General features: G+C 66.2%; 26 protein-coding genes and 1 pseudogene. 12 read left to right on the top strand and 15 right to left on the bottom strand.

Annotated features, from left to right (window positions below; translation table 11 throughout):
* Positions 1-807 carry a hypothetical protein gene (locus AC07NX_RS02210; protein ID WP_494638718.1) on the top strand — a complete coding sequence of 269 codons (807 nt, stop codon included), beginning with the start codon at positions 1-3 and terminating at the stop codon, positions 805-807.
* Between the two features lie 199 nt (positions 808-1006).
* Positions 1007-1606 (top strand): hypothetical protein, encoded by a 600-nt coding sequence (locus AC07NX_RS02205; protein ID WP_494638717.1) that lies wholly within the window; start codon positions 1007-1009, stop codon positions 1604-1606.
* A 48-nt stretch (positions 1607-1654) separates the two neighbouring features.
* On the opposite strand, the gene AC07NX_RS02200 is transcribed toward AC07NX_RS02205, so the two are convergent.
* Positions 1655-3349, bottom strand: coding sequence for a type IV secretory system conjugative DNA transfer family protein (locus AC07NX_RS02200; RefSeq protein ID WP_494638716.1), 1695 nt, complete (start codon positions 3347-3349; stop codon positions 1655-1657).
* A gap of 456 nt (positions 3350-3805) precedes the next feature.
* On the opposite strand from AC07NX_RS02200, the gene AC07NX_RS02195 reads away from it, so the two are divergent.
* On the top strand, positions 3806-5224 hold the full coding sequence (locus AC07NX_RS02195; protein WP_494638714.1) for a MobA/MobL family protein: 1419 nt from the start codon (positions 3806-3808) through the stop codon (positions 5222-5224).
* Between the two features lie 198 nt (positions 5225-5422).
* Here the strand turns inward: AC07NX_RS02195 and AC07NX_RS02190 are convergent, their stop codons facing one another.
* From AC07NX_RS02190 to tipF, 5 genes are all read right to left on the bottom strand, one after another.
* Positions 5423-6295 carry a DNA adenine methylase gene (locus tag AC07NX_RS02190; protein ID WP_494638713.1) on the bottom strand — a complete coding sequence of 291 codons (873 nt, stop codon included), beginning with the start codon at positions 6293-6295 and terminating at the stop codon, positions 5423-5425.
* Complete coding sequence (locus AC07NX_RS02185; RefSeq protein ID WP_494638712.1) at positions 6288-8543, bottom strand: DGQHR domain-containing protein; 2256 nt, start codon at positions 8541-8543, stop codon at positions 6288-6290. The genes AC07NX_RS02190 and AC07NX_RS02185 overlap by 8 nt, the downstream gene beginning before the upstream one ends.
* A gap of 400 nt (positions 8544-8943) precedes the next feature.
* A complete protein-coding gene (locus AC07NX_RS02180) occupies positions 8944-9411 on the bottom strand; it encodes a GNAT family N-acetyltransferase (protein WP_494638710.1) in 468 nt (155 codons plus the stop codon).
* Positions 9412-9597: 186 nt separating this feature from the next.
* The gene (locus AC07NX_RS02175) at positions 9598-10110 is read right to left on the bottom strand and encodes a hypothetical protein (RefSeq protein WP_494638709.1); all 513 of its coding nucleotides are present in this window, start codon (positions 10108-10110) and stop codon (positions 9598-9600) included.
* 87 nt (positions 10111-10197) lie between these two features.
* Positions 10198-11457, bottom strand: a complete 1260-nt coding sequence (gene tipF / locus AC07NX_RS02170; RefSeq protein ID WP_494638708.1) for a flagella assembly cyclic-di-GMP phosphodiesterase TipF — start codon at positions 11455-11457, stop codon at positions 10198-10200.
* 463 nt (positions 11458-11920) lie between these two features.
* On the opposite strand from tipF, the gene AC07NX_RS02165 reads away from it, so the two are divergent.
* Positions 11921-12244, top strand: coding sequence for a FeoA family protein (locus tag AC07NX_RS02165; RefSeq protein WP_197060906.1), 324 nt, complete (start codon positions 11921-11923; stop codon positions 12242-12244).
* Between the two features lie 4 nt (positions 12245-12248).
* On the top strand, positions 12249-14123 hold the full coding sequence (gene feoB, locus AC07NX_RS02160; protein WP_494638706.1) for a ferrous iron transport protein B: 1875 nt from the start codon (positions 12249-12251) through the stop codon (positions 14121-14123).
* A gap of 177 nt (positions 14124-14300) precedes the next feature.
* Here feoB and AC07NX_RS02155 read toward each other — a convergent pair whose 3' ends face one another.
* Positions 14301-15299, bottom strand: a complete 999-nt coding sequence (locus AC07NX_RS02155; protein WP_494638705.1) for an alpha/beta hydrolase — start codon at positions 15297-15299, stop codon at positions 14301-14303.
* A 179-nt stretch (positions 15300-15478) separates the two neighbouring features.
* Here AC07NX_RS02155 and AC07NX_RS02150 point away from each other — a divergent pair, with 179 nt between their 5' ends.
* Positions 15479-15742 (top strand): hypothetical protein, encoded by a 264-nt coding sequence (locus tag AC07NX_RS02150; RefSeq protein WP_494638704.1) that lies wholly within the window; start codon positions 15479-15481, stop codon positions 15740-15742.
* Entirely contained in the window at positions 15739-16119 is a 381-nt protein-coding gene (locus AC07NX_RS02145; RefSeq protein ID WP_494638702.1) for a type II toxin-antitoxin system VapC family toxin, read from the top strand. Before AC07NX_RS02150 ends, AC07NX_RS02145 begins: the two co-directional genes overlap by 4 nt.
* Before the next feature lie 5 nt (positions 16120-16124).
* Here the strand turns inward: AC07NX_RS02145 and AC07NX_RS02140 are convergent, their stop codons facing one another.
* Together AC07NX_RS02140 and AC07NX_RS02135 are read right to left on the bottom strand one after the other, a co-directional pair.
* On the bottom strand, positions 16125-17003 hold the full coding sequence (locus AC07NX_RS02140) for a 3-hydroxybutyryl-CoA dehydrogenase (RefSeq protein ID WP_494638701.1): 879 nt from the start codon (positions 17001-17003) through the stop codon (positions 16125-16127).
* A gap of 154 nt (positions 17004-17157) precedes the next feature.
* Positions 17158-19263, bottom strand: coding sequence for a phosphocholine-specific phospholipase C (locus AC07NX_RS02135; protein WP_494638700.1), 2106 nt, complete (start codon positions 19261-19263; stop codon positions 17158-17160).
* A gap of 139 nt (positions 19264-19402) precedes the next feature.
* Here AC07NX_RS02135 and AC07NX_RS02130 point away from each other — a divergent pair, with 139 nt between their 5' ends.
* Positions 19403-20791: a glycoside hydrolase family 47 protein gene (locus AC07NX_RS02130; RefSeq protein ID WP_494638698.1), complete on the top strand. Its 1389-nt coding sequence runs from the start codon at positions 19403-19405 to the stop codon at positions 20789-20791.
* Between the two features lie 180 nt (positions 20792-20971).
* Here the strand turns inward: AC07NX_RS02130 and AC07NX_RS02125 are convergent, their stop codons facing one another.
* Together AC07NX_RS02125 and AC07NX_RS02120 are read right to left on the bottom strand one after the other, a co-directional pair.
* Positions 20972-21802: a nucleoside triphosphate pyrophosphohydrolase gene (locus AC07NX_RS02125; protein ID WP_494638697.1), complete on the bottom strand. Its 831-nt coding sequence runs from the start codon at positions 21800-21802 to the stop codon at positions 20972-20974.
* Between the two features lie 186 nt (positions 21803-21988).
* On the bottom strand, positions 21989-23629 hold the full coding sequence (locus AC07NX_RS02120) for an FAD-dependent oxidoreductase (RefSeq protein WP_494638696.1): 1641 nt from the start codon (positions 23627-23629) through the stop codon (positions 21989-21991).
* An 84-nt stretch (positions 23630-23713) separates the two neighbouring features.
* Between AC07NX_RS02120 and AC07NX_RS02115 the strand changes: the two genes are divergently transcribed.
* Positions 23714-24166, top strand: coding sequence for a MarR family winged helix-turn-helix transcriptional regulator (locus tag AC07NX_RS02115; protein ID WP_494638694.1), 453 nt, complete (start codon positions 23714-23716; stop codon positions 24164-24166).
* A gap of 146 nt (positions 24167-24312) precedes the next feature.
* Here AC07NX_RS02115 and AC07NX_RS02110 read toward each other — a convergent pair whose 3' ends face one another.
* Positions 24313-25191, bottom strand: a complete 879-nt coding sequence (locus tag AC07NX_RS02110; RefSeq protein ID WP_494638693.1) for a LysR substrate-binding domain-containing protein — start codon at positions 25189-25191, stop codon at positions 24313-24315.
* Positions 25192-25319: 128 nt separating this feature from the next.
* Here AC07NX_RS02110 and AC07NX_RS02105 point away from each other — a divergent pair, with 128 nt between their 5' ends.
* The 3 genes and pseudogenes from AC07NX_RS02105 to AC07NX_RS02095 all read left to right on the top strand — a co-directional run.
* Positions 25320-25451, top strand: a complete 132-nt coding sequence (locus AC07NX_RS02105) for a hypothetical protein (RefSeq protein ID WP_494638692.1) — start codon at positions 25320-25322, stop codon at positions 25449-25451.
* A gap of 87 nt (positions 25452-25538) precedes the next feature.
* A complete protein-coding gene (locus tag AC07NX_RS02100) occupies positions 25539-25718 on the top strand; it encodes a hypothetical protein (RefSeq protein ID WP_494638690.1) in 180 nt (59 codons plus the stop codon).
* A 71-nt stretch (positions 25719-25789) separates the two neighbouring features.
* Positions 25790-25861 (top strand): annotated as a pseudogene (locus tag AC07NX_RS02095) (hypothetical protein); the annotation flags it as partial.
* Positions 25862-25911: 50 nt separating this feature from the next.
* Here AC07NX_RS02095 and AC07NX_RS02090 read toward each other — a convergent pair.
* The 3 genes from AC07NX_RS02090 to AC07NX_RS02080 all read right to left on the bottom strand — a co-directional run bounded on the left by AC07NX_RS02090 (position 25912) and on the right by AC07NX_RS02080 (position 26831).
* Complete coding sequence (locus AC07NX_RS02090; RefSeq protein WP_494638688.1) at positions 25912-26172, bottom strand: hypothetical protein; 261 nt, start codon at positions 26170-26172, stop codon at positions 25912-25914.
* A gap of 108 nt (positions 26173-26280) precedes the next feature.
* Positions 26281-26490, bottom strand: a complete 210-nt coding sequence (locus tag AC07NX_RS02085; protein WP_145684999.1) for a DUF4926 domain-containing protein — start codon at positions 26488-26490, stop codon at positions 26281-26283.
* Complete coding sequence (locus AC07NX_RS02080; RefSeq protein WP_494638687.1) at positions 26490-26831, bottom strand: DUF6883 domain-containing protein; 342 nt, start codon at positions 26829-26831, stop codon at positions 26490-26492. The genes AC07NX_RS02085 and AC07NX_RS02080 overlap by 1 nt, the downstream gene beginning before the upstream one ends.
* Position 26832: the final 1 nt, after the last annotated feature.

Below are 26832 nucleotides of genomic sequence, written 5' to 3'. Positions count from 1 at the left end.
ATGACTGTACCTGACCTTGATCCTGATCGTGCGCCGCCGCTTCCCGCCGCCGCGCCAATCACTCCAAGCCCATCGAACTCACCGGCTATCGGATATAAAGGCCCGATCCAGATTCCGGCGTCCATCGCGCGCCATGGCGGCGCTTTGCGCTGGATGGTCGGCGTGGCCAGAAACGGCCTGTTGCTGATCATCGCCGTGGGCGCGCTCGAACTGATACTGCCCAAGCCCTACAAAATCTCAGCCATGATCGGCGGGTTTCAAGGCGCGGTCGATTCCGCCGAACTCGCCAAGAAGCAGGCGGAACAGGCGAAGTTCGATGCGGCCGTGGCCGCCGCGCGCGCCGAAGGCGAGCGCTCCGTCACCGCCAAATACGAAGCCCAGATTGCAACGCTCAATCGCGATCTGGACGTGACAAGCACCGCGTACCAGACCCTCTATCAACGGTCGAATGCGCTGGCCCAGGGCTACATTCAGATTCAAACCCAGATGCTGCAGTTTCGCCAACAGGCCATCGCCCGCACGCAAGGCGGCGCGGCGGCGGCGGCGAACATCTCGGGCTTCTTCTGCGGTCTCGGGATGATCACCGGCGATGAAAGCGACTCCAGCGGCTTTTGCGCCGGATCGCGCCGCGTTCAAAATCAGATGGCCGAAGAGGTGGATCAGCGCGGCGTTTCCTACGAAGAACTCTCGACCGCTTTGTTTGGCGGGCTTCCCGATCCCGCGACCATGCGTGTGAGCGAGGATCAAAGGCTTCAGGGCAACGCCGCGGTCACGTCGCCGCCCGCGGCCGCGGCGTCTTCGCCGTAGAGTACACGTGGCGCTACCCTGCTGGACACCCAGCGCCAGCATGGCTGGTCGGCTCAGCGCCAAGTCGCTGCGTGCCGAGGGCGGATGCTTCCAGCGTCCGTGCGGAGTGGGTGTCGGACAAGAACGTTCTCAACGGCTAGTCCGGTGAGAAGGACTTACGATTTATTTTTGAGCTTCAGCGCGCACGGGACCAGAGGTCATGACAAACCAAATTAAGAAGACACCGACGGTCTGCATCGTCGAGAGCCTTGGGTTTTTGGAAGAAGACACGCACCGAGAAGGCGAAATCATTGCGCGGACATTACGTCTGTCCGGCAAGGAGACGCACTATTCGTATATCAGGACTAGCGAGGAGCTACGGGCCTATGTCGAGGAGTTCGGCCGGTCTCCGCATCGCTACCTGCACGTTTCGTGTCATGGCAATGAAGAGGAATTTGGCACTACGACCGGGAGTCTCGACGCGGAGGATTTCGCTGATCTCTTGGCGCCGCATGTGGCCAAACGCCGGGTCTTCCTCTCAGCCTGTCTGGCCGCCGAGAGCAAATTCGCCAGAAGACTCCTGCTCAAAAGCGAGTGTTACAGCGTGCTCGCGCCGGTTGGCGAAATCGGATTTGACGACGCAGCGATCTTTTGGACCTCGTTCTACCACGTAATGTTCAAGACCAACTTTGACTCGATGAACCGCGCGGCGATCATCAAGGCGGTTAGTCAGTGCGCGAGCCTGACTGGCGAGACATTCCGTCTTTTTTGGAAGCATAAGGACAAAGTGATTTCCGAAACCATCGGACCCGCGACCTAGTCTGGCGGGACGCTGGTACCCGGAGCGATCAAAGCGAATAGGGCGGCGTCATGTATAGAGTCCCAAGAACTGCGGATCGTCGTAGTAGTTCGACCGCCTGGTGACGAGCGGGCGATCCCCGCCGATGAAGACCAGTTGCAGGCCCGTGGCTCTATCAAAGGCCTTGGCGATTTCATCGACGCGCATCAGGGGACGGGCGTGCGCCGTCCTGTTGAGCGAGACGGTTTCGCTCTCGGATGTTGATGTCGATGCGCCCTTGCTCGTAGAGGCTTGGGCTGACAAGCCGGTCGTGACCGACTTGCCGGCGCTGTGCGAGACATCGCTCGCGCCGCTGCGCGTGAACAGCGACATCAATCCTTCGCCGCCCTGGCGGCCTTGTAGCGACGAGAGCGCGGCCATCTGCGATTGGCCGTCATTGGCGCCCTCGCTGCGGGATTGGCCGTGGGTCTCTCCGTCGGTGGTGGACGTGCCGGTCCCGGTTGAAGTCTGCGACGATGATCCGCGCGTCTCCACCACCACCTGGGCTTCGCCCATGCGCTTGGAAATCCATTCCAGCGTCGTGAGATCCGTGTTGCCGAAGAACTGCAACATCCCGGCGTTGCCGAGGAAGGTTTCCCAGCTCTCCTGATAATGGCGCTTGAGCTGGGTCAGGTCCTGAAGCACCGGCCACAGTTTGACGCCGTATCCGGCCATCAGGCCGGCGGCTTTCTCAATGACTTCGAGACGCCCCAGCGCCGCGAACTCATCCATCACGAACAGAACCGGGTGCCCGGTTGCCGGCGCGGCCAGTCCGACGGCCTCCATGCGGAACAGCACCAGGTTCAGGATCAGTCGCAAGAACCGCGCATGGGTCGCGAGGAACCGCGCCGGAAGACAGAGATAGACTGTCATCCCGCCGGAGGCGGTCTTGAGTTCGTCCAAGCTGAAGGAGCTTGTCGCCAGCACGTTCGCGACCGCTGGCGAGTCCAGAAACTTGGTGTTGCGCCGTGCGGTGGAGAGCACCGAGCCGCGTTCGTTGTCGCCCATGGCGCGGAGCGATTGGGAAGCGCCATCGACCACGCCTTTGACATGCGGGTTCGCGATGTCGGCGTTCTCCATATGACTCCACAGAGCGGCAAACCGATCCAGGCGTTTGCCCGTCCGTTCCGTGACCATTTCGGCCATGTCGGCGTCGCCTTGCGTCAGCAAGGTCCGCAGGCGCGCGAGCGTAATCTCGCCGTCGCCTTCCGTGGCAGCGACGTGCAAAATCAGCCCCTCGATAAGCTGGCGGCTGCTTTCGTCCCAGTGAACGTCATGTCCGCCACTGGGAACGACGAGCGCATCGCCAATAGCGCCAGCGATGTCGATGGCGCTATCGCTCGTCACGTCGATCAGATCGAAGGGATTGAACGAGCCCAGGAGCGCATCGGGCACGCCGGACACAAGATAGGGGTCGATCACCACGACCTTATGTCCCGGACGCCTGGCCCGTGTGGCAGCGGTGCGCGCGGCGTTCTCGCCCTTGGGGTCGATCACCACGCAGCTTCCGGGCCAAAGGCAAAGGTTGGGGATGATCGCCGAGACGCCCTTGCCGGCGCGAGACCCGGCGACCGTCACCATGTGCCGATTGTCGAAGCAGCCGACGGGAGAGCCGTCAGCATCGCGGCCGATCCAGATATGACCGTCCTGCCATGGTGGCGAAATTTTTGACCAGTCGGCAGTGCCGAGACTGTCCGGTGTAGAACGCGGCCATTGCTCAATCATTACCCGCCCCCAGGTTGAGGGCCGGAACGGTACAGGGTCAAGGATTACGCGTCTATCCGCTGAAAGGGCAGCAAGGGTGAGGCCACCGAATCACGTTATGGTGGAATTCTCCCGTGCCTTGGCATATTATGAAAAGTGTAGGGCGCACTTTTGGGTTTCTACGAAACCCGTGCGTGGCGGCCAGTTTGGCCGCTCGGGAACCTTTCATCATCCCGAACCCTGCCGACCGGGGGTGAACCCCCGGACCCCAAGGCGGGGCGTCCAGTGCGAGCGCGTTCCAGCGCTGCACTTAGGCCCCGAAGATTACCGCCTGTTCGGCGGTGCGCTTTGAACTGGTCCCGCGTATCCCGCACCCCTTCAAAGCGCCGCTGTTGACGCCCGTTCGGACGCCAACGCCAAGGGGTCAGTACAGTCTCGTTGTTGATGAATTCGAACTGGGCTCAGGGGGGCGTTCCAGTGGCGATTTACAGCTTCAATGTGTCGAGCATCGGCAAGGCGACGCACGCCGCCGGAACCGCTGGCGCACATCTCGCCTACATCGGCCGTGCCGATGCGAGCCCCACCATTCTTGCCAACAACATACCCGCGCATGCAGTGGCGGCCCGGTCCTGGATGGACCGCGCCGAGCGCGGCGACCGCGCCAATGCGCGGCTCGGCGACAAGCTGCGCGTGGCATTGCCGCGCGAGCTGTCCCTCGAAGAGCGGTCGGACCTCGTGCGCGATTTCATGGCGCAGATCGGCGGCGACCGGGTGTCGTGGTTCGCCGGCATCCATCAATCCGGCGACGACAGGCATAACCCGCACGTCCACATCTTCGTGCGGGATCGCGATCATGAGACCGGCCGTCGGGTTCTCAAACTCTCCGACAGCGCCCGCGATCGCGCGAAGGCTGGGCTTGAGCCCAAGGCCGTCGATTGGCTGCGCGAGCGATGGGAGACCATCTGCAACGCCCATCTCGAGAAGGCGGGCGTCGCCGCACGCATCGACCGGCGGACGCTCGAAGCCCAGAACATCGACCGCGTGCCGACGATCCACCTTGGCCCACGTGGCCAGGTGATCGAGCAGTTCGTCCAGCGGCCGGCATCGAAGAAGGTCCGCAACGCTCTCGGCCGCGAGGTCGATTACGTGACGATTGACCAGGGCCGGACCCGTCGCGAACGCCACGCCGAGATCGAGGATATCAATCTCGAACGCGCGATCAGATCTCCCAACTTCGAGACGCGGGCGCGCGCGAAGTGGGAGAAGGATCAACGGCAGCTCGACCGCGATCTTGAAAAGAAGCTGATCGACGCCGAGCGGAAACTGACCATCGAGCGCCGGGCGTTGCGTGGTCGCTACCGGACCAGGTTCGAAGATTTGAGAACCCAGCAGAACGAACAGCAGGCCGCAGCTCGGACGCGCGTCGATGCGATCCATAAGCCCATCGCATCCGCGCTACGCCGCGCGCAGGCAAGCGAACGGCTCGACCTGCGCATTCGGTCGTCATCCGTTTGGCAACGCCTTCTCCTCGCCATCGACTTCACGGGCCAGGCCAAGGGACGGCGTGAAGCCGCACGGCACGCCTTGAGCGTGCGCCACCAGGGCCAGCGCCAGGCGGTCATCAACAACAGGAAGGCGGCGCACAGCCGCACCGAGGAAGCGGTCGCTTCCCGTTTCGCGCCGCTGCGCGAAAACCTCATCCGTGAACGAGATGAGGCCACGAAGAGCAAGCGCGACCGGCACCTGGAAGTCAGGAAGATTGCCGACGCCGCGCGCCAGGACCGCGAAGCCCAGCGCGAACGCGGGCGACGGCAGCTCGACGGCTTCATCGCCGTGGCGAAAGATCACATGGCCGGTCGGTCCCAGCCTTCGCCCGGTCGCGATCTAGGCCGATAGCAGGATCGGAAGACAGGAAGTGGCGTAGGCCCGGCAGCCGTCAACCCAGCTCGCTTCCTTCGCCTTCGGCTTCGTGCAGCTCCGCTCCTTGCAGGTGCGCTATCGCGCAGGGTTTGACCGCCGCCTCATGCCTGCGCCCATCGCTCACCATGCAGTAACGGATCAATCCGCCACTGCATGAAGCAAGGCGAGATCCCGTCAAAGTTCAAGCTCAGCTTGCCCCTCTGGAATGTGAACGTCCTGCTGCGCGACGGGTTTAGGATTCGCCGTCTTGTAGCCAATCTGGATCGCGACTTCCTCGACGCCCTTACGATGATCGGCGTTGCCCGAAATCACGCTGTGCCGGTTGACCACGTGCATAGTTCCAACGCCGTCATACAGCTGTTCAATCGAGGCATGCCGCGCGTTCAACACCAGCACGGATGCGCCGCGCGCAGCGGCTGCGACCGCTGCCTTCTTCAGGCGTTCTTGGTCGGCCCAGGAAAAAATGTTCTCGTTATATTTCAGGAAGCCGTTGTTGTTGTGCGCAACGGTGTAAGGCGGATCAAGGAAGACAAAGTCTCCGGGGCCTGCTTCCACTAGAGTCGCCTCAAAGTCCTTCGTCGTGATCGTCGCCTTTTTAAGTACAGACGACACCCACTCGAAATCATCCGTTTCCATTAGCACTCGATCTTTCGTGCCTCTGGGAACGTTGAACTCCCCTCGCAGGTTAACCCGATATAGGCCGTTCCAACAGGTTCTGTTCAAATAAATGAAGCGAGCGGCTTCAGCATGACTCTCACTCTGCGGAGTTTCGCGAGCCGTATAGTAGAATTTGTCAGAGTGCTGGCGCGCGTACACTTCGAGATGCGCGAGTACAGACTCCCAATCATCCCTGATCGCATTGTATGTAGCGACGAGCTTTTCATTCGCGTCCGAAAGAACTGCGTTGTCTGGTTCCTGGGCGAAGAAAATCGCGCCGCCGCCGAGGAACGGCTCGACATAGCGGTCGTATGCCTCAGGGAAAAGCCAGGAGTAGGATCGCGCGAGCCATCTCTTGCCTCCCGCCCACTTCAGGAACGGTTCACGCATCGGGGCTGATGACGCCGCTGCCCGAAAGGTTCTCGAAGACACTTTCGAGCACTTCGATGTCCCGTTCCTTGTATTTTTTTCCGAACGGATGCGCCGGAATCCTGCGTATGCGGTTCACTTCATCAAACCACTTGAGATAGCGGGCCGCATGGGCTTCGTCCGGAAGGCGGATGCTTAGCGCATCGCTGAACTTCGGCCAGTTTTCTTTAGCTTCCACGATCTTACGAAAGTCTATGAAGTCGATATAGGTCTCAAGAGGGCCTTGGTCATCGACCTCAGCGGCGATCTGCTTCTTAAACGCGTCCGCCAGGATTTCCTTGTTTTTTGTGGCCTGCTGGAGATATTTTTCACCGCCATAGGCCTCTTTCAATCGAGACACGATGAAAGCGGGAACCTGTTCCTGTATAATGCGCACCTTCTGATCCGCGCGCTTAGTAATTTCTTCTTCGTTCTCTTTGACGAATTCATCGTATCCGGCGGGCGTGAAATTCGGGAACTTCGCCTTTACGATGTCCGCGAGACGATGGAAGTAACGCGTTGGTCCGCCAGACCCAAACGGAACTTTAAATCGCGCTGAGAACGCACTGTCCGTTGAGGTTCGTATAACCTCAAGGATAGGTTCTATAAAGCGCTCGACTTCTTGAAGTAACTCGGTTTCTGTTAAGTTTCTCGGATCGTTGCCAGTTTCTTTATGGATGAACGGGCATAGCTCACCGAGAAGTCGAATGTATGCTTCAACAGCCACATTCGTGCAGAGCATGCCGGCTTTGCCTGAATCCCATCTCACGATGTTGGCCTGCCGCACGAGGTCAAAATAGTCCGACAGCACCGACGATGTCGCATTGATCGTCAGCGTGGGGGTGTCGCCGCTAAGCGGTCCCTGGATAAAGCGCGTCGGCTTCGACCTCGTTCGGCCTATCAGCCCAGAGGACACAATGGCGTTGATGATGGATGTGAGCGTTAGCGTGCGCTCCGGTCCATCGGGCAAATCGGCACTCTTGAAGCGATCCTCAAACGGGCCGCCGATATCGGATCGAAGCTGCTCTATGACGCGTGCGGCAATGGCGCGTCCCTGGCGCTGGCGATCCTCAGAATGTAGATCCTGCTCCCCTCTCAACTCATCGAGGAGGCCGGGCGCGACCATTTTTTGCTGGCTGTTGATCGTCTTGAAGAGCTTCCCTTCTTCCTCGCCCGGCAGCTTTTCAAACGCGATCACGGGCACGCGGTGGGAGGGGTGATCTTCAGCAAGTTCCGCGTAGCCATACAGTCGGTGCTGCCCGTCGATCACCCAAACCGATTTGTAATCGGCCGGGAGCGTGAGCGTCCCCATCGTCGTGCCGTCTTCGGTCTGAGGCGCGGCGAGATCGAAGCGCGCCGCACTCTTCAGGTTCACGATGATGGCGTTTGCGAAATATCCGCCTTCACGTATGAATTTCGCGACGGCCTGGAGGCGCGAACGGCTAACCAGGCGCTGATAACTCGGGGCCGCCTCAGGATCGCGAAGGTCGCGGTGGTTTACGTAGGCAATCGGTAGGAGCTTTTTTGCCGGCGCGACGAAGAAGTACGCTTGGCAGCCGCCGATCTTTGTCCGGATCGCTGGAACCGTGATGTCCCGCAGCGCGTCCACTCTGGTTGCCGACAGGTAGGTTGCGTGAAACTGATATCGCCCGGCCGGACCAAGTCGCTTCGCGATTTCTGAAAAATATCGAAGATCGGTTTCAGTGACGGGGCGAATGTTATGTTGATTGGCTAGCGCCTTGTCCGCCGCGCTCCACTCGATATTGCGCGTAACAAACAGCCAAAGGAACTTTTGCCCGCCGTCCTTCCCCGTATACTTCTTGATGGCGCTGGCGATGGCCTTTTTATTCGACTCAAGGTCGGCGAGGTCTTTCTTCAGAGAGCGCTTGCTGCGTGTCTCACAAGCTCTGCACTCTGCGACGACAACGGTCTCGTCATCAAAAGCAAGGACATCTATCTGCTTGGTGACGGCTACGCCGTCGTGTCGTGACAGCTCAAGGGTGAACTTCCGTCCCGCGTTCAGGTTCGGGTAGCCGAATAGATATAGTATTGACCAAAAGTCATTCTCAAGGAGTTCGTCGTAGCTTTTACCGCGCTTGAGGCGAACTTTCTGGCCACGACCTGGGGTGCGCTCCCAGCCTTCCGCGATCAACTCATCTGCTTTTGCGGACGGAACGCTTTGAAGGTCGTAGCGCGACTTGCGCTTTTTGTACTCGGCGACCCGCGCCATCTTCTCGCTAACAAGCGGCCCTAGCATTGCTGACCAATCCCCCGACTCGTCGGCTCAGCTTAAGCGGGTGAGTCCGAGTGCGCTACGACCATTTATAGCGGCCGATAGGCTCCAGCATCCAGATTGGTTCTGCTCAAGCCAGCCGGCGATGGCCCCGTCGGTCGCAGAGGGTGGCGCTCTGGGACCCGTTGAGCGTGTGGATAAGCCGTCCGCCATCAACGACCACGGGCCGGGAATCTGCTAGTTTCGGCTCGTTAGATTCGGCCAAGAAAAGCTGTGTAGGGGAAAAAGACCTACACAGTTCCTGCACAGCCGATATTGGGCCTATTTTTCCCTTAAAATACAGAGTCTTATAATTAGCTCTGCATTTCGCCGGGATGAGCGGGATTAGGGGCCGCTCCTAAACCCCCGCCGACCAGCAGAACAGCGGTCCGTCTTCCTCGTCCTCGCGCTCGCCCGTGCGCGCGAAGCCGTTGGCTTCCAGCACCCGCTGCGAGGGAGCGTTGTGGATCGAGGTCTCGGCGGTCACGGTGGTTACGCGGTGGTCGGCCCGCGCCCAGGCCAGCAGGTCGGCCACGGCCCGTCGGGCGACCCCGCGCCGGCGGCGCGAGGCGGCGACGCCGTAGCCGATCATCACCGTATCGCCGACATAGGGCGTGCGGACCAGCGAGGTCAGGCCCACCACCTCGCCGTCCTCGACGATCATCCAGGCGTTGGGATGGAAGCTTTCCCCGACCTCGGCCGACAGGCCGCGCAGCATGGCCAGCACCTCCGGCGCCTCGACCCCGCCCTCGGCGACGGCCAGGCCGTCCGGGGATTCTCCCGCGATCAGGGCGGCGAAATGGGCGTCGGTGGCTTCGATCAGCATGGGCGGGTTTCTAGAGGCGCTAGCGCCGGGCCGCAACGCCGGGTTGCTCCTGGCTCGGCGTTGGTCCAGGCTGGCGACGCTCAGCACGAGGCTCTCCAGCGGCGCGCAGTGGGGCTCCCGCGCGTCGGCCGACGCCTCGGTCAAGACCACGCTCGCGCCCGATCCCAAACCCGCTTCCGGCGGAGTCTACGACTTCGGCTTGGTGATCTTGACCCCCGAGGCCAGCAGCTGCGGCTTGACGTTCAGGGCGTAGTCCTCGTCGAACCTGGCCTGGGCGTCGGCCTTGACCGCGGCGATCACCCGGTCGCGGGCCTCGCGGGCGGGCGGGAAGTTGAGGTCGCAGCTGCTGGCCGCCGGATCCTGGCCCTGGTCGGCCGCGCCGGTCTCGCCGGTGGGCAGTTCTTCCGACACCGGATCGGTGCAGCCCAGCAGGCCGGTCATCGACGAGAAACAGATCGACCGCTGCAGATAGGCCCGCAGCCGCCAGCCGCATTGCGCGGCCCGCTGGTCGGCGCCGTCCGGGACCTTGCGATCGACGTCGTAGCGCAGGAACACCTGGTGGCGGACCATGGCGCTTTCCGCCCGCCGGGCCTTGGTCAGGACCAGCCGCAGGTCGTCGGCGGCGACCGTCATGGTGGCGCTGGCGCCCTTGACCGTGCTGGGCTGGGCGGCCACTGGCGGCGGCGGTCCGGCTTGCATGAAGAGGTCCCCCTTGGTTGCGAAACAACCTTAGGGTTGGCCCTATTCGGCCGTCAAATGGCGTAGCCAGTTAGGTCCAGTAAAGCCCTACCGCCCGACCCGCCGGCGCAGGGCGCCGCGCATGAAGTCCTGGGGCGGATCGGCCTCGGCGATGATCGAGTCGCGGATGGCGCGGGGCTCGCCGAACAGGTGGCCCTGGCCGTAGCCGATGTCGAGCTCCAGCACGTCGACCACCTGGCGCTCGTGCTCGACCTTCTCGGCGATCACCTCGATGCCGTAGCGGCGGGTCAGACCCGCGAAGTCCTCGGCGTTGAGGTCGGGCAGCGAGGCGATGACCAGCTTGCCGTCCTGCTCCTCCAGCTGGTCCAGCATCATCTGGGCGCCGACCTTCAGGAACTTGACGTCGGCGCGGGCCAGGTCCTGGAAGTCCAGGTCCAGGTCGGTGACCTTGTCCAGGCTGAAGCGGAAGCCCAGGCTGGCGAGACGCGCCATGTGGCGGGCCTCGACCGGGCCGCGGTCGTTGAAGGCGGCCTGGCCCAGCTCGAAGATCAGGGCCCCGTGCAGGTCCTTGTTGACCTGCAGGAACTCCAGGAACTGGGCGAAGAACACCTCGTCGGCCAGGCTGGCCAGCGAGATGTTGCAGAAGATCCCGACCTTGCGGTCCTGCTTGGCCAGGCGGCGGACGATCTGCACGCAGCGGAACAGCAGCAGGTTGTCGATCGCGGCGGTCAGGCCCTCGGGCTCGGCCACGGCCAGGTACTCGGCCGGCATCATGATGCGGCCGGTGTCGTCGCGCAGGCGCGAGAAGCTCTCGTAGAAGACGGTGCGGCGCTGGGGCAGGCTGACCACCGGCTGCAGGTAGAGGTCGACCCGGTTTTCGGCCAGGGCGTCCTGCACCACCTCGATCAGGGCGCTGGACTGGGGCGAGCGGCCGCGCGGCTCGGCGCGGGCCACCTCGACCTGGTAGCTCAGCTGGTGCTCCAGGCGCTCGCTCATGCGCACGACCAGGTCCTCCAGCTGGTGGACCTCGGTGGTCAGCTCGGCCGAGCGGCGCTGGGCGTCGTCGGCGACGGTCTCCAGCAGGCCGGTGATGCGGGCGTCGACCTTCTCGACCTGTTCCAGCAGGATGCCGTGGGCCTCGCGGATGGTCTCGATGTCGACCCGCAGGGCCGCGCCCTGCAGGACGTTGGCGATCACGCCGTGGATGGCGAAGCACAGGCCCATGGCGCCGATGAAGGCGGCCAGGCCGACGGCCGGCGTCGCTCCCATCCGCCACAGGGCGAGGGAGACCACCAAGGCCAGACAGAGATAGGCGCCGGTCAGCAGCGCCAGCATCAGCCTTCGCATGCGAGTTCCCTACGAATCGTCAAGCTCAGTATGCGAGTCGCGCTGGCCGTGAGTCGAACAGATTAACGACTCTGAGCCATTACGCCGCGCCTTAACCACAAATCAGCTCTTCGTGAACGCGCGGAAAAGGTTAACGGCGCCGAGGTCTTGGGGTCCCGAGAAGGGGGCAGGGCTATCGGATAGGGTTCCGCTCTGAAAATCTGTCATCCCGGACAAGCTCGGCGGAGCCGGGCGCCGATCCGGGACCGCCGCAAGCCCTGAGCTCACGCTCCGGTCCCGGATCTTCGCGCTGCGCGCTCGTCCGGGATGACAACCATTCTGAATCATAGGCGATAGCCCTCGCCCACGGAGGAGAGGATCCGCTTCCACCCGTAAGGGTTCGCCGCGACACCGCGCCATCCAATCGCCGCATGACAGCGTGACCTTGGACTGATAATCGTTCGCAAGTTTTTCCGGTGCGACCATGTCCGACGCTCTCAGCCTAGCTCCCGAAATCGCCGCGATCCCCGCCGCCCGCGACGGCGAAAGCCCGCTCAGCAAGGCCCGCAAGGGTCAGCGGGGCGTCATCGTGCGGGTCGGCGGCGAGACGGGGCGGTCGGAGTCGATCGACCCCGAGGAGCTGGAGCGCCGCCTGCTGGAGATGGGCTTCGTGGAGGGCGCCGTGTTCGAGGTGCTGCACGAGGGGCTGTTCGGCCGCGATCCGATCGCCGTCCGCATCGACGACATGCGCGTGGCCCTGCGCCGCCGCGAGGCCGCCGCCGTCACCGTCCAGTTCGAAGAGGCCTGACGCCTTGACCGACACCGCCGCCGTGCGGCCCGCGCGCCTGGCGCTGGTCGGCAATCCCAATTCCGGCAAGACCGCCCTGTTCAACGCCCTGACCGGCAGCCGCCAGAAGGTCGCCAACTACGCCGGCGTCACCGTCGAGCGCAAGGAGGGCGTGCTGACCCTGCCGGGCGGCCGCGGGGCCCACGTGCTGGACCTGCCCGGCACCTATTCCCTGCGGGCCCGCAGCCCCGACGAGGTGGTGACCCGCGACGCGGTGCTGGGCCGCTTGTCGGGCGAACAGGCGCCGGACGTGCTGATCTGCGTGGCCGACGCCACCAACCTGCGGCTGGTGCTGCGGCTGGTGCTGGAACTGAAGCAGGTGGGGCGGCCGTTCGTGCTGGCCCTGAACATGTTCGACATCGCCCAGCGCCAGGGCCTGCGGATCGACCTGGAACGGCTGTCGGCCGAGATCGGCGCGCCGATCGTCACCACCGTGGCCACCCGCAAGCGCGGCCTGGAGGAGCTGGTCGCCAAGGCCGACGCCCTGTCGATCAGCCATGCGGGCGAGCACGAGAACGTCTGGCGCGAGCCGACCGCCGCCGAGATCCGCGCCGCCCACCGCGAGGCCCAGCGGATCGTCAAGGCCTGTGTCCGCCCGCCCGAGCGCCCCGACACCGTCACCGGCAAGGTCGACGCGGTGCTGCTGCACCCGGCCGCCGGCCTGCTGATCCTGGGCTTCCTGCTGTTCGTGATGTTCCAGGCGGTGTTCACCTGGGCCGAGCCGCTGATGGGCCTGATCGAGGCCGGCTTCGCGGCCCTCAGCGCCGGCGTGGCCGCCGTCCTGCCCCACGGCCTGTTCCAGAGCCTGATCACCGACGGCCTGATCGCCGGGGTGGGCAGCGTGCTGGTCTTCCTGCCGCAGATCGTGATCCTGTTCTTCTTCATCCTGGTGCTGGAAGACAGCGGCTACATGACCCGCGCCGCCTTCCTGATGGACAAGATCATGGGCGGGGCGGGCCTGCACGGTCGGGCGTTCATCCCGCTGCTCAGCAGCTTCGCCTGCGCCATTCCCGGGATCATGTCGACGCGGGTGATCGACAACAAGCACGACCGGCTGACCACCATCCTGGTGGCCCCGCTGATGACCTGCTCGGCGCGGATCCCGGTCTACACCCTGATCATCGCCGCCTTCATTCCCCATACCAAGGTCTGGGGCCTGTCGCTGCCGGGCCTGGTGATGTTCGGCCTCTACGCCAGCGGCATCGTCAGCGCCCTCCTGGTGTCGTTCGTGATCCGCAAGATCTTTTGGCGCGGCACGGTCGAGCCGTTCATGATGGAGCTGCCGACCTATCGCTGGCCCGAGCCGCGCAACGTGCTGATGAACCTGTGGACCCGGGCCCGGATCTTCATCGAGCGGGCCGGCCGGATCATCCTGCCGCTGATGGTGCTGGTCTGGGCGCTGTCGACCTTCCCCTATCCGCCGGAAGGGGCGACGGGACCGGCCATCGACTACAGCTTCGCCGGCCGGATCGGGCACTTCATCGCCCCCGTCATGCAGCCCATCGGCTTCAACTGGCAAATGACCGTGGCCCTGATCCCCGGCTTCGCGGCGCGCGAGGTGGCGGTGGCGGCCCTGGGCACCGTCTACGCGGTGGGCGGCGACGACGAGGCCGGCACCAACCTGGGCGTCCTGCTGTCGCACCAGTGGTCGCTGGCCACGGCCCTGTCGTTCCTGGCCTGGTACGTCTTCGCCCCGCAGTGCGCGGCGACCCTGGGCGTGGTCAAGCGCGAGACCAACGGCTGGCTGTGGCCGACCGTGATGTTCCTCTACATGACCGCCCTGGCCTACCTGGCCTCGTTCGTCACCTACCACGTCGCCGTGGCGATGGGGGCGGGGTAGGGAGCTCCAACGGGGCTCGCTTTCCCCTTCATGTTGTCATCCCGGAAAGCGCGCAGCGCTTGTCCGGGACCCAGGACAGCCGCAAGGCCTTCGCCCAGTCCCCTGGGTCCCGGACAGCCTCTACGAGGCTTCCGGGATGACAACGAAGGGAGGCGAGCTCGGCCCACTATGTACCGATCAATTCCCCGCCTGGGCCAGCTGCAGCGCGGCCTGGTACTCGGCGGCGGTGATCGGCTTGGTCTTCAGGGTGAAGCGGTTGTCGGCTGTCCCCAGCAGGGCGCGGGTGGGGATCACGTGGCGGTCGATGCCGCCCTCCAGGGTCAGCACCGCGTCGCGCCAGAAGGCGTCCTGCTTGAAATAGAAGCAGTGGGCCGTGGCCGGGTTGACCCGCTGGGCGAGGCTCAGGTCCAGGCTGTTGAACAGGGCGCTGCAGTCGATGTCGCAGAACGAGGCGGGCGCGTCGGCCGGCAGGCCCACCCGGCCGGCCCGCGGCGTCGGCTCGCCGTTCTTGAGGTCCGAGATCTTCAGCACGCTGTCGAAGCGGTTCGAATAGAGGGTGGTGCGGCCGGCGTACTTGTTGAACCAGCGGCCGCCGTCCTGGCTGGCCGACAGGCTGCCCTGCGAGACGTCGCCGGCCACCAGGAGCAGCTGCGAGATCGACCAGGCCTTGGCGTTGGTCTTGATGTCCTGATAGGCCCAGCTGAAGGCCTGGCGCACCACGAAGGCCCCCATCGAATGGGCCATGAGGCTGACCCGGATCTGGCAGTCGGGGACCAGGGCGCCGACGAACATCGTCAGGGCCGAGTCGATCAGGCCGTTGGCGCTGGCCCGGGCGTTGCTGCGGTCGGCGTAGTAGCCCAGGGTCTCGCCCAGCGACGGCCAGTCGTAGCTGACATAGACGCCGGTCCAGCCATGGGCCGCCAGCTTGGCGCGGTTGTCGGCGTCGCCCTTCAGGGCGTCCTTGAAGCTGGTGTTGAAGCCGTGGACGTAGAACAGCAGGTCGCCCCGGGGCAGGCCCTGCGGGGTCTTGTCGGTGAAGCTGTCCAGCACCGCCTTGCGCCAGGCCGTGGGACTGAGCGGGGTCTGGGCGCCGCCGTCCTCGATGCGCAGGTAGCGGGCCGGACCGATCTTGCTGTCGTCGGTCTTGGCGCGAAGCGAAATCATGAACGCGGCCATGTCGCCGTCTCCCGGTCTGCCCCGCACGACCCTAGCGCGAAGGCGGCGGGGAGTCTCGGCGCCTGGCCGGGCAGGACCAGCGTCTCCGAACAGGAGCCTTGCGTAACGCGGTTTGCGGATCGGGCGGCCTTCGACGGCGGCGAATGGCAGCCGGGTGCGCTTCGTGCTACCCTCCAGGCATGACGATCCGCGTCAATGTCGCCGATCTGGCTGACCTGGCCGAACTCCTCGCTCACATCGACGCGGGCGAGGACTTCGTGCTGACGCGTGACGGCCAGGCGTTGGCGACGGTGAACGCGCTGAAAAAGGCGACGAACCCGACCCGAAAGCGCGTGCCGGGCGCCTGGGCCCATCTGGGCAAGCTTCAGGATCCGGACCTGTTCCTGCATCCCGATCCCGAGCTTGAAGAGGCCGCCGACGGGCCGATCTTTCCTGAAAAATGAAGCTGCTGATCGACACGCACGTGTTGATCTGGTGGCTCACCGAGCCGTCGCGGCTGTCGTCGCGAGGTCTGGACGCGCTCAACGCCGACAATGTCGAAGTCCTGGTGAGCGCCATCAGCGGCTACGAGATCGAGCTCAAGCGCCCCCTCGATCCTTTGCTTCAACGGATGCCCGCCGACCTGGTAGGTGCGGTGTTCGCCGAAGGGTTCGATTGGCTGGCGATCGCGCCCGAAGACGCGGTCCTGGCCGGACATCTGCCGCGTCACCATCGCGACCCGTGGGACAGGCTGCTGATCGCCCAAGCCGCACGAAGCCAGATCCCCATCCTGACCAAGGACGAAGCGTTTCGGGCCTACGACGTCGAAGTGCTCTGGTAGAGCCCCTACCGCGTCGGGACCGGGTGCTCGCCGCGGTAGTCGTAGAAGCCGCGGCCGGCCTTCTTGCCCAGCCAGCCGGCCTCGACATACTTCACCAGCAGCGGGCAGGGACGGTACTTGCTGTCGGCCAGGCCCTCGTGCAGCACGTTCATGATCGACAGCACGGTGTCCAGGCCGATGAAGTCGCCCAGCTCCAGCGGGCCCATCGGATGGTTGGCGCCCAGCTTCATGGCGGTGTCGATCGCGTCGACCGTGCCCACGCCCTCGTACAGGGTGTAGATCGCCTCGTTGATCATCGGCACCAGCACGCGGTTGACGATGAAGGCCGGGAAGTCCTCGGCGTTGCTGGTGATCTTGCCCAGCGACTTGGCGAAGGCCACGGCCCGCTCGTAGGTCGGCACGTCGGTGGCGATGCCGCGGATGATCTCGACCAGCTTCATCAGCGGGACGGGGTTCATGAAGTGCAGGCCGATGAACCGCTCGGGGCGGTCGGTGGCGCTGGCCAGCCGGGTGATGGAGATCGACGAGGTGTTGGAGGCCAGCAGGGTGTTCTCGCCCAGGTGCGGCTGGAGATTGCGGAAGATCGACTTCTTGATCTCCTCGTTCTCGGTGGCCGCCTCGATCGCCAGGTCGGTCGCGCCGATCAGGGCCAGGTCCTCGGCGGCCGAGATCCGCGCCACGGCCGCGTCCATGGCCGCCTGGTCGATGATGCCGCGATGCACCTGGCGGGCCAGGTTCTTCTCGATCAGGGCCAGGCCGGCGTCGATACGCTCGCGCGAGACGTCGTGCAGGCGCACGTCATAGCCGCCAAGGGCGACGACGTGAGCGATCCCCGACCCCATCTGGCCGGCGCCGATCACGCCGACCGTCTTGATATCCGTCATTCAGACAAGCCTTGCTCTTGGGCCTTGTTCGCGGCGAGGCAGGGCGTCGCGCGCCCGGCCCGGCGTTCATGCCCGCTTTTCTAGCACGAGCAACCCCACAGTCGCCAAGGCTTTGCTGCGACGCAGCGCAAACCGGTCGGAGGAAGGCCCTTGGTCAGCCCCGGAACGGCTGTTCCAGGATCGCCGGCCCCGCCATGGCCGGGTCGCTGATCGAGTCGCCGCCCAGTTCCAGCCGCCCGGCCAGGCGGCGCAGGTAGCCGTCGGCCTGGATCGAGACGTCGTACCAGCCGCCGCTGGCCCGCACGGCCAGGTCCTTGCGGACCTCGCGTCCTGGGGCCAGCCTCAGGCTCCAGGGGCGCAGGCGTTCCTTGTAGGCGTTGGGCGTCGCCGCCAGCCGACGGGCCGCCGCGCCGGGATTGCGCAGGCTCAGGCTCAGCACGCCGGCCCCGGCGGCGGCCAGGGCCCGCAGCATGGGATCCGAGCCCGGCGCCGCGCCGATGAAGTGGCGGTGAAAGCCGTTGGGGCCCAGCACCCACAGGTCGTAGGCCCCGGCCGCCCAGGCGTCGTCGACGCGCTTGCCCGGCTCGACGGTGTAGCGGCGCGGCGGCAGGTCCAGGCGGGTCCGGTCATAGACGTGGAACACGGCCGCGGCCGCCCCGTCGTTGGCGAAGGTCAGGCGCAGGCGGCCGGCGTCGGCCCCCTCGTCGACCCGCGGGGCGTAGGGCAGGGCGCGCGACGGGCGAGGCCCGGCGGCCTGGACCGGCGCGGCCGGCGCGACGGGCGTCGGTGGGGTCGTGCGGCCCTTCAGGGCGGCGGCGCGGGCGGCCAGGGGGCCGGTGTCGGGCAAGGCCCTGGCGAACGGGGCGTCGTTGGGGGTTCGGAAGTCGAAGGCGCTGGTCAGGTCGCCGCACACCGCTCGCCGCCAGGGCGAGATGTTCGGCTCCATCACCCCGAACCGCTTCTCCAGGAAGCGGATCACCGAGGTGTGGTCGAAGACCTGGGAATTGACCCAGCCGCCCCGGCTCCAGGGGGACAGCACGTACAGCGGCACGCGCGGGCCCAGGCCGTAGGGGCGGCCCATGAATTCGTCGCGCTCGGCCTTGGCCTCGGTCGGGTTGCGCACCAGGTGGTGCTCGCCGGCCGTGTCGACCGTCGAGGCGCCCAGGACCTGGCCGTCGGGCCCGAGGGCGGGCGGGGCCGGCGGCGGCATGTGGTCGAAGAAGCCGTCGTTCTCGTCGAACATCACCAGCAGCACCGTGCGGGCCCAGACCTTGGGATCGGCGGTCAGGGCGTCGATCACCCGGGCGGTGTAGTCCGCGCCCTGGGCCGGGCTGGACGGGATGGGATGCTCGGAATCGGCGGCCGGGGCGACGATGTACGACACCTGCGGCAGGGTCCCGGCCAGCACGTCCTCGCGCAGGCCGTCCAGCTTGCGGGTCGACAGGCCCAGGGCGGCCAGGCGCGGGTCCGAGCCGGCCAGGCCATCGTGGCTGTCGCGGAAGGTCTTGAACCCGGCCGTGGGGTTGTCGGTGAAGTTGTCGGCCATGTCCTGGTAGATGCGCCAGCTGACGCCGGCCGCCAGCAGCCGCTCGGCATAGGTGGTCCAGCGATAGGAGTCGGCCGCCCCGCCCTGGGCCACGAACCGGTCGTGGGAGTTGGAGATCGACGGCCCGCCGAACTGGCCCGAGGGATCGTTGGTCCCGGTCCACAGGAACAGGCGGTTGGTGTTGGTGCCGGTCTGGACCGAGCAGTGATAGGCGTCGCACAGCGTGAAGGCGTCGGCCAGGGCGTACTGGAAGGGGATGTCCTCCCGGCGGTAATAGCCCATGGCCCGCTCGGTCTTGGCCGCCGGCCAGCGGCTCATCCGGCCCAGGTCCCAGGCGGCCTGGGCGTCGGGCCAGTTGTGCGGCGTGCCCTCCACCCGCATGTGGGCGAAGGTCTGGACGGTGTTCAGCGGGAACGGCGCCAGCCGGGCCGGGCCGCCCTTGGCCGTGTCGTTGCCCTGGGTCCACACCGTCCTGCGGTCGTCGCCCGGCAGCGGGATCGGGAAGCGGTCGGCGAAGCCGCGCACGCCGTTCATCGCCCCGAAATAGTGATCGAACGAGCGGTTCTCCTGCATGAAGATCACCACGTGCTCGACGTCGGCCAGCGTGCCGGAGCGGACGTCGGCGTCGATCGCGGCCGCCTTGGCCAGGGCCGGCGGCAGGGACAGGGCGGCGGCGGCGCTGAGCAGGAAACCGCGGCGGTCGATGGAAGGCATGGCGCGATTCCGGAGACGGGAAGGGGACTGGCGATGCTCCTTAGCGGGAGCATATGGCAGTCGAGCGACAGTCGCGGCCGACCGCAAGGTCGAGGGGCGGCCCTGGCGGTCCGCGCCGGTCTTCGCCTAAGCTCGCGGCATGAACACCCGCCTCTCCCGCCGCCACGCCCTGGCCCTGGTCGCCTCGGCCGCCGCCGCCCCGGCCTTCGCCGCCGACCCCGCCCCTTCGGAAGACTGGAAGGCCCTGGCCGCCGACGTCCGGGCCGAGTTCCAGTGGGCCTGGCAAGGCTATGTCGCCAAGGCCTGGGGCAAGGACGAGATCAATCCGGTCAGCGGCACGTCGTCGTCGTTCTTCGTCGAGGGCCACGACCTGGGCCTGTCGCTGGTCGAGGCGCTGGACACCCTGTGGATCATGGGGCTGGACGCCGAGTTCCAGGCCGGGGTCGACTGGGTCAAGACCAGCCTCGACTTCGACGTCGACGGCGCCGCCCAGGTCTTCGAGACCAACATCCGCCTGGTCGGCGGCCTGCTGTCGGCCCACCTGGCCTGTGGCGATCCCGTGCTGCTGGAGAAAGCCCGCGACCTGGCCGACCGCCTGGCCAAGGCCTTCGCGGCTTCGCCCCACGGCCTGCCCTGGCGCTATGTGAACCTGCGCACCGGGGCGGTCAGCGATCCCGAGACCAACCTGGCCGAGATCGGCACCTACCTGTCGGAATTCGGGGTGCTGAGCCAGCTGACCGGCGACCGCAAGTACTTCGACATGGCCAAGCGGGCCATGCGCCACGCCCTGGACCGCCGCTCGAAGATCGGCCTGATGGCCGCCAACCTCCATGCCGTGACCGGCGACTTCACCAGCCGCAACGCCAGCATCGATATCTATGCCGACAGCTTTTACGAGTACCTGTGGGACGCCTGGGAACTGTTCGGCGACGAAGACTGCAAGCGCTGGGCGGTCGAATGCATCGACGCCCAGCTGGCCCACCAGGCCAAGCGCTACGACGGCCGGCTGTGGTTCCCGATGGTCGACTTCGAGACCGGGGCGGTGACCTCCACGGCCCAGAGCGAGCTGGCCGCCTACTATGCCGGCCTGCTGGGCCAGGTCGGCCGCAAGGCCCAGGGCGACGACTACCTGGCCTCGTTCACCGACCTGCAGGCGAAGTTCGGCGTGATCCCCGAGTCCATCGACGTGACCACGGCCCAGCCGCGCCGCAAGGCCACGGGCCTGCGCCCGGAATATCCCGACGCCTGCCTGAACCTGTGGCTGATCGATCGCGATCCGCGCTATCGCCGGCTGGCTGACGCCCACTATGTCGAGATGAAGAAGACCAGCCGCGCGGCCTTCGGCTACACGGCCCTGAAGGACATCACCACCCGTCCCATGACCCAGGGCGACAACTGCCCCGGCTACTGGTGGTCCGAGCAGATGAAGTACTACTACCTGCTGTTCTCCGACACGCCGCGCATCGACTATGCCCGGCTGCAGCTGAGCACCGAGGCCAATGTGCTGCGGGGGTTCCGCAAGGGGTAGGTAAGGGCGGCGGAGTGTGACTCATGGCGGAACTCAGGAAAGGTCCGCTCATCGGCGGGTAGGGTGCGACGGGGCCAACAACCAACGTTGCCCCAGCGTTCACGTTTGCAGAACCTGCTCTGGGAATTATTGCGTCGCTATATCCGGTAAGCTGACTCAGGGCCGTAGCGGGCACGGAGGTTATTCACCGGATTCTGCCGACATCGGTGCCGACGGAAGGGGCTCGTCCAGTTCTAGGGCGAGTTGCTCCGACGAGCGAACAACCCGAAGTTCGATACGGTCTGGTCGCAACACCAAATCGATCCGCACACCAAAGTGCTCGAACAAAATCGACCGGGGCTGGTCGATTTCCATGAAGCCAAAAAAGGAGAAGGGCAATTCAACCGTGTCGTCCGCCGTCTGGTCGGCCAGAACGTGGCCAAACAGGCGCTCTGGGTCGATCGGCGCACTCCGATCGCTCGATGTGATGCCGGTCTGAAGCAGAACGAGGCCTTGTTCAAAACCGCCGGCCTTCTCGCGCTTCCCGTTGGCAGCCGCCTCAATCTCCGTGACCTCGAACCCGTCGGACTTGGCGAGCGCCCTCACGACTTCAAACAGATCGGCGAGTTCCTCGCGTTTCTGGTCGGGGCTTATAGCCTCACGGGCCTCCAAGGCTTCTTCCAGCAACTTGCTGATCAGAAAGCCTTTAATCAGCGCGGCGGGGACCTGTTTGGTCACCTCAAATTCTTGGCGGGCGGCGATGCGGGTGGGGATCTTGTCCCGAACAAGCTTGCCGAGGTTGGCGGTGCGCCGGATGCGGGACCGCTCTTTCTTGGATGGAGTCACAACGGCGCAGCCAATGAGACGAAGCTGATAATAGGCATGCGCCAGCGTCGAGCCTGAAAGGATGACCGGAATGTCCGCCTCCTTCGCGGCTTGTCCGACGCGATCGATGAATGCGTTGTCGCGCATGAGCTTGAGGTCGCCAGGATGTAGCGCAATCGCTTGGCGGCCCCGTTTGGGGAAGGGCATCGAAGACTCCGCGGGATGCTCGAGCGCGATCGCTAGCGCAGGAACCCCGGCCGGGCCATCGCGAAGTTCACGCCGCCCGGGCGATCAAACGCCTCCTCATCCCCGATGGACTCGATATCCGTTGTCATCCCGGAAGCCTCGCAGAGGCTGTCCGGGACCCAGGGGACTGGGCTGATGCGTTGCGGTTCACCTGGGTCCCGGACAAGCGCTGCGCGCTTTCCGGGATGACAACGATTGGGGGCGAGCCGCGCCTCCGTATCCCTCCGCCACCCCGTCTCGAACCGTCGCATCGGCTCCGCCGAACGCCGCCCGGGCGCGCGAGGCCAGCGCCGGACCCAGGCCCACGCCGGCCAGATAGGCGTCCAGCCGCGCGCCGTCCGCCGCGTCGAGGATGGCCGCCACATAGCCGTCGGGCCGGACCAGCGCCAGCTCGCCGTCGGCCAGGCCGTAGGTCGCGCCCAGGGCGTCGTCGGGGTCCCGGAGCGGGCCGTCTTCGCCGACCGCGTGGATGCGCAGCCCCGGACGTGGCGCGGGCAGGCGCGCCGGGTCGGCCGCCCGGGCGATCAGCGTCCAGTGCGGGCCGGCCAGCAGGTCGAACAGCCGGACCGGACGCCCGGCCGCGCCGCGCAGCAGCCCGTCGGGGGCGCGGTCGCCCGGTTGCAGGGCGCCGTCGGGCCGGTCCGCGCCCAGGGTCAGCGACGAGAACCGGTAGCCCAGGTCCAGCTGGTGCACCTCGCGGCCGCGCTTCATGTCGCCTTGCCGGGCCTTGTCCAGCAGGCCCGTGGCCAGGCCCAGCATGCCGGCCGCGATCGGGCGGCGCTCTTCCTCGTAGGTGTCGAGCAGGGTGTCGGGCGCGCCGGCCAGCACCGCCGCCAGCTTCCAGCCCAGATTGTAGGCGTCCTGCAGGCTGGTGTTCAGCCCCTGGCCGCCGGTGGGCGGATGGATGTGGGCGGCGTCGCCCATCAGCAGCACCCGGCCCGCGCGGTAGCGATCGGCCAGGCGGGCGTTCATGCCGTAGGCCGAGGCCCAGGCGACGTCCCGCACGGTCAGGCCGCCCCCAGGCCAGCGCGCGTCGACGAAGGCCTGCAGGCCGGCGACGGACAGGTCGACCTCGCCCTCGAGGGGGATGGGCGCCTGCAGCTGGAACAGGTCCGTGCCGGGCAGGGGGCAGAAGCCGATCTGCCGATCCATGTCGCCCTCGCCGGCCCGATGCCAGGCGTCGCGCGGCAGGCCGTCCAGCCCGAGGTCGGCGACGATGGCCCGCACGCCCAGGGTCTGGCCGGGAAAGCCGATGTCCAGCGTATGGCGGACGAACGAGCGGCCGCCGTCGCCGCCCACCAGGTAGCGGCAGCGGATCGTCTCGATCCCGTCCGGCCCGGCGACCGTGGCCGTGACGCCCTGGGCGTCCTGGTCGAAGCCGGTCAGCTCGCGGCCGTACGCCACCGCGCCGCCCAGCTCGGCCAGCCGCTCGCGCAGCACCGCTTCGGTACGGAACTGCGGGACCATCAGGGGCATGCGGTAGGGCTCCTCGACCGTCGGCGGGGCCAGGGCGACCTCCTGGGTGTCGAGCTGGGTCCCGTCGGCGCGATGCAGCCGTTGCGGCGGGTAGAGCCCGCCGGCGGCGACCATGCGATCTATGACGCCCAGGTCCTCCAGCACCTCCTGGGTGCGGGGCTGGATCCCCTTGCCGCGCGAGCCGGCGAACGGGGCCGGGAGCCTGTCGATCAGCCGCAGAGACACGCCGCGGCGAGCCAGGTCGATGGCCAGGGTCAGCCCGGCCGCGCCGGCGCCGCAGATCAGCACCTCGATGGAAGTTTGCGTGTTCATGGCCGCCCCGATATGTGTGTATTTCGCACACATATCGGGGCGATGGAATCGATGTCAACAAAAAATGTGCATGATACACATATCTTGCGGTCCCTGCCCGGGCTGCACCGGTCGCTGATCGACATCGCCAGCGCCCTGAACCGGCCCGAGAACGACGCCGCCATGCTCGACAAGGCGGGGCTGTCGCTGGAGCGGGCTCTGTTTCCGCTGCTGGTCCTGGTCGAGCGGCTGGGGCCCATCGGCGTGGTCGACCTGGCCGGCCGCGTCGGGCGCGATCACACCACGGTCAGCCGCCAGGTGGCGCGGCTGGAGGAACTGGGCCTGGTCCAGCGTCGGGCCGGCCAGGCCGACCGCCGGGTCCGAGAGGCGGTGATCACCCCGCCCGGCAAGGCGGCCACCGACGCGGTCGACGCGGCGCGCGGCCGGATGGCGCTGGCGCTGTTCCGCGACTGGAGCGAGGGCGAGTTCGACGACCTGGTGCGGCTGATGCGCAAGTTCGCCGACGGGATGGGCGAGGTGACGGAGGGGCGGGGGTAACCCCTGCCGTTGTCATCCCGGAAAGCGCGCAGCGCTTGTCCGGGACCCAGGACAGCCGCACCGCATCAGCCCAGTCCCCTGGGTCCCGGACAGCCTCTGCGAGGCTTCCGGGATGACAACGGAAAGGCGGCGCTGGCCGCCCCGACCTACCCCCGCAGACCCGCCGTCTCGGCCAGGAACCAGTCGCGCAGCTTCAGGATCCGCGCCAGCTTGGGGCTGTCGGCGCGCCAGACGAAGTGGTTGCCGGTCTCGACCGCCACCTCGCCGGGGAAGGGGCGGACCAGGCGGCCCTCGCGCAGGTCGCGTTCGGCCAGGCCGCTGCGGGCCAGGGCCACGCCCACCCCGTGGGCGGCGGTGTCCAGCATCAGGGCGGTGTCCTCGAAGCCCAGGCCCTGCTGGCGCGGCGCCTCGTCGACACCCATGGCCGTCAGCCACAGCGACCAGGGCAGGCCCACATGGCGCAGCAGCGGCACGTCCAGCAGGTCGCGCGGGTTCCTGATCGGATGGCGGACCAGGAAGTCGGGACTGCACACCGGGAAGAGCCGCTCGATCATCAGGGTGGCGACCTCGACGCCCGGCCAGGCGCCCATGCCGAAGCGCAGGGCGATGTCGACGCCGTCGGTCGTCAGGTCGGCGACCCGGTCCTCGGCGCGGACGATCAGGTCGGGCTCGTCCACCTCCTGGGCCAGCCGGGCCAGGCGGGTGACCAGCCAGCCGCGCGCGAAGGCGGCGCTGGAGCTGATCACCAGCGGACCGTTCGCCGCCAGCCGGGCCTCGTCGACGCCGGCGCGCAGCGTGGCCAGGGCCTCGGTCAGGTGGCCGGCCAGGCGCTGGCCGGTGGCGGTGGGGACCATGGCGTTGCCCTGGCGGACGAACAGCTTGGTCCCCAGCTCGTCCTCCAGCTTGCGGATCTGCTGGCTGACCGCGCCGTGGGTGACGAACAGCTCGCGGGCCGCGCGGCTGTAGCTGCGGTGGCGGGCGGCGGCCTCCAGGGCGGTCAGGGTCAGGAACGGCGGCAGGCGCATGACGCTCTCAGCTTGTTAGTCTGGCTGACAAGCTCGCGCAGATACCATCGTTCGTAAAGCGCGTTCGATAGGGGCATCTTACCCATGCAAGGCCGGTGAGGCCGCAACTCATGCTCACAGGTGCTCCGATGAAACTGCTTCTGATCTCCGGCGTCGCCGTCCTGTCCTTCCTGTTCGCCTCGGTCGACAAGCTGTCGGCCCCGCTGCCCGACGCCGCGACCCCTTGGGCCGCCAGCACCCCGATCCACAGCCCGCGGTGAGGGCCCTGAACGCCGGGATGAGCGGTTCTGGAGGAACGCCGGGCGGCCTTGCCGCGCTTTGCCGGGCAAGGCGTCTGCGGAGAACCCATGAAGGCCGCGTTCTATCTGTGCTGGGCGATCTGGTGGATCGGCGCGGCCGTCGGCTACTTCGGCCATTGGCCGATGGTCCAGGCGATCAGCAACAACCTGTTCGGCCCGCTGACGATCCTGCTGGCCCTGGCTTGGGCCGGGCGGTGGGTCTGGCGGAAGGCGTGGCCGAGCCGATGACGAGATCTCCTCCCCGTGAAACGGGGGAGGTGGCTCGGCGCGCAGCGGCGAGACGGAGGGGGCGTCCTGCGGCGCCCGAACGCCCCCTCCGTCACGATGCCTATCCGCATCGCGCCACCTCCCCCGCGTTGCGGGTGAGGAGAGGGAAGGCTCGCGCTCGGGCTGTCGGAAGCGCGGCGCTCAGGCCGCCGTTTCAGTCGGTTTGGCCGGCGATATAGGCGCGATACTGGTTCAGCGCTCGGCCCGACCCGATGTGCAAAAGGACTCCGATCGCCAGGAAACCTGCCCCGGCTCCAAGGTTGATCGCCCACTCTCCAATATCGCCGGCCCTTATCAACCTTGGGACATTGCTGACGGCGATCAGAACGGAGCCGACCGCGAATATCAGGCCGAAGATTCGCGCGAGCTGGAACAGACCTAGGAGGTACATTTGCATCGCCGTGGGCTTGGCCATTGGGGCTCCCCTCATCCTCGCGCTGTTCTACCGACTGGGACGATCGCCGGTCCACGAATGAAAAAGGCCCGGGATCGCGCCCGGGCCTTTTTCGCGAAGGCGCCTCGGTTAGGCGGCCTTGGCCCCAAAATGCAGCTTCAAAAGTTCGTCGGGGCGAAAGGTTTCGAGGCCATAGGTGAGGCCATCGTTGTCCACGAACTCCACCTCGAAGGCCTCGTGTTCGCCGTAGACGCAGACGACCGTGCCGGTCTGCCCCTTGCCCAGGCCCAGATCGGGTCGGTCGACCAGCAGTGCGACGACATCAAGCTCGTCCAGCATCACTTTTCTCGCGCGATATAGACCGAGGTCAGATGAGTGCGTGAACCGTCGGCGGGAACGATCCAGCCACTGGTGATTATCGCAGAACGCTGGCCGAAGCGGAATAGGAACTCGATACTGTAACGCTGGCCCCAGGCGTCGTGTTTCGTGGCGATCGCGCCTTCCGAAGCCGCGGCCTCACGAAGAGCGAGGACCAGAACAGGCGCGTCGTTTCGCGTTAGGCCCAGTTTCAGGGCGAACAGTCGAGCCTTGTGCTTGCCGATCGGATGGGTCGGCGACAAGGCGTAGTCAATCAGCTTGCGCTGGTCGATCTCCACATTGTCGCCGCCCGGCAGTTTCAAG

The sequence above is a fragment of the Caulobacter sp. GW821-FHT09A05 genome (assembly GCF_059418465.1).
Note: the sequence above shows the minus strand (reverse complement) of the source record. Positions and strands in the feature narration are given on the sequence as shown.

Excerpts from the sequence above, each read along its gene's own strand:
- AC07NX_RS02210 (WP_494638718.1), top strand. The coding sequence starts at position 1 with ATGACTGTACCTGACCTTGATCCTGATCGTGCGCCGCCGCTTCCCGCC.
- AC07NX_RS02205 (WP_494638717.1), top strand. The coding sequence starts at position 1,007 with ATGACAAACCAAATTAAGAAGACACCGACGGTCTGCATCGTCGAGAGC.
- AC07NX_RS02200 (WP_494638716.1), bottom strand. The coding sequence starts at position 3,349 with ATGATTGAGCAATGGCCGCGTTCTACACCGGACAGTCTCGGCACTGCC.
- AC07NX_RS02190 (WP_494638713.1), bottom strand. The coding sequence starts at position 6,295 with ATGCGTGAACCGTTCCTGAAGTGGGCGGGAGGCAAGAGATGGCTCGCG.
- AC07NX_RS02185 (WP_494638712.1), bottom strand. The coding sequence starts at position 8,543 with ATGGCGCGGGTCGCCGAGTACAAAAAGCGCAAGTCGCGCTACGACCTT.
- AC07NX_RS02180 (WP_494638710.1), bottom strand. The coding sequence starts at position 9,411 with ATGCTGATCGAAGCCACCGACGCCCATTTCGCCGCCCTGATCGCGGGA.
- AC07NX_RS02175 (WP_494638709.1), bottom strand. The coding sequence starts at position 10,110 with ATGCAAGCCGGACCGCCGCCGCCAGTGGCCGCCCAGCCCAGCACGGTC.
- tipF (WP_494638708.1), bottom strand. The coding sequence starts at position 11,457 with ATGCGAAGGCTGATGCTGGCGCTGCTGACCGGCGCCTATCTCTGTCTG.
- AC07NX_RS02165 (WP_197060906.1), top strand. The coding sequence starts at position 11,921 with ATGTCCGACGCTCTCAGCCTAGCTCCCGAAATCGCCGCGATCCCCGCC.
- AC07NX_RS02155 (WP_494638705.1), bottom strand. The coding sequence starts at position 15,299 with ATGGCCGCGTTCATGATTTCGCTTCGCGCCAAGACCGACGACAGCAAG.
- AC07NX_RS02150 (WP_494638704.1), top strand. The coding sequence starts at position 15,479 with ATGACGATCCGCGTCAATGTCGCCGATCTGGCTGACCTGGCCGAACTC.
- AC07NX_RS02145 (WP_494638702.1), top strand. The coding sequence starts at position 15,739 with ATGAAGCTGCTGATCGACACGCACGTGTTGATCTGGTGGCTCACCGAG.
- AC07NX_RS02140 (WP_494638701.1), bottom strand. The coding sequence starts at position 17,003 with ATGACGGATATCAAGACGGTCGGCGTGATCGGCGCCGGCCAGATGGGG.
- AC07NX_RS02135 (WP_494638700.1), bottom strand. The coding sequence starts at position 19,263 with ATGCCTTCCATCGACCGCCGCGGTTTCCTGCTCAGCGCCGCCGCCGCC.
- AC07NX_RS02130 (WP_494638698.1), top strand. The coding sequence starts at position 19,403 with ATGAACACCCGCCTCTCCCGCCGCCACGCCCTGGCCCTGGTCGCCTCG.
- AC07NX_RS02125 (WP_494638697.1), bottom strand. The coding sequence starts at position 21,802 with ATGCCCTTCCCCAAACGGGGCCGCCAAGCGATTGCGCTACATCCTGGC.
- AC07NX_RS02120 (WP_494638696.1), bottom strand. The coding sequence starts at position 23,629 with ATGAACACGCAAACTTCCATCGAGGTGCTGATCTGCGGCGCCGGCGCG.
- AC07NX_RS02110 (WP_494638693.1), bottom strand. The coding sequence starts at position 25,191 with ATGCGCCTGCCGCCGTTCCTGACCCTGACCGCCCTGGAGGCCGCCGCC.
- AC07NX_RS02105 (WP_494638692.1), top strand. The coding sequence starts at position 25,320 with ATGAAACTGCTTCTGATCTCCGGCGTCGCCGTCCTGTCCTTCCTGTTC.
- AC07NX_RS02100 (WP_494638690.1), top strand. The coding sequence starts at position 25,539 with ATGAAGGCCGCGTTCTATCTGTGCTGGGCGATCTGGTGGATCGGCGCG.
- AC07NX_RS02090 (WP_494638688.1), bottom strand. The coding sequence starts at position 26,172 with ATGGCCAAGCCCACGGCGATGCAAATGTACCTCCTAGGTCTGTTCCAG.
- AC07NX_RS02085 (WP_145684999.1), bottom strand. The coding sequence starts at position 26,490 with ATGCTGGACGAGCTTGATGTCGTCGCACTGCTGGTCGACCGACCCGAT.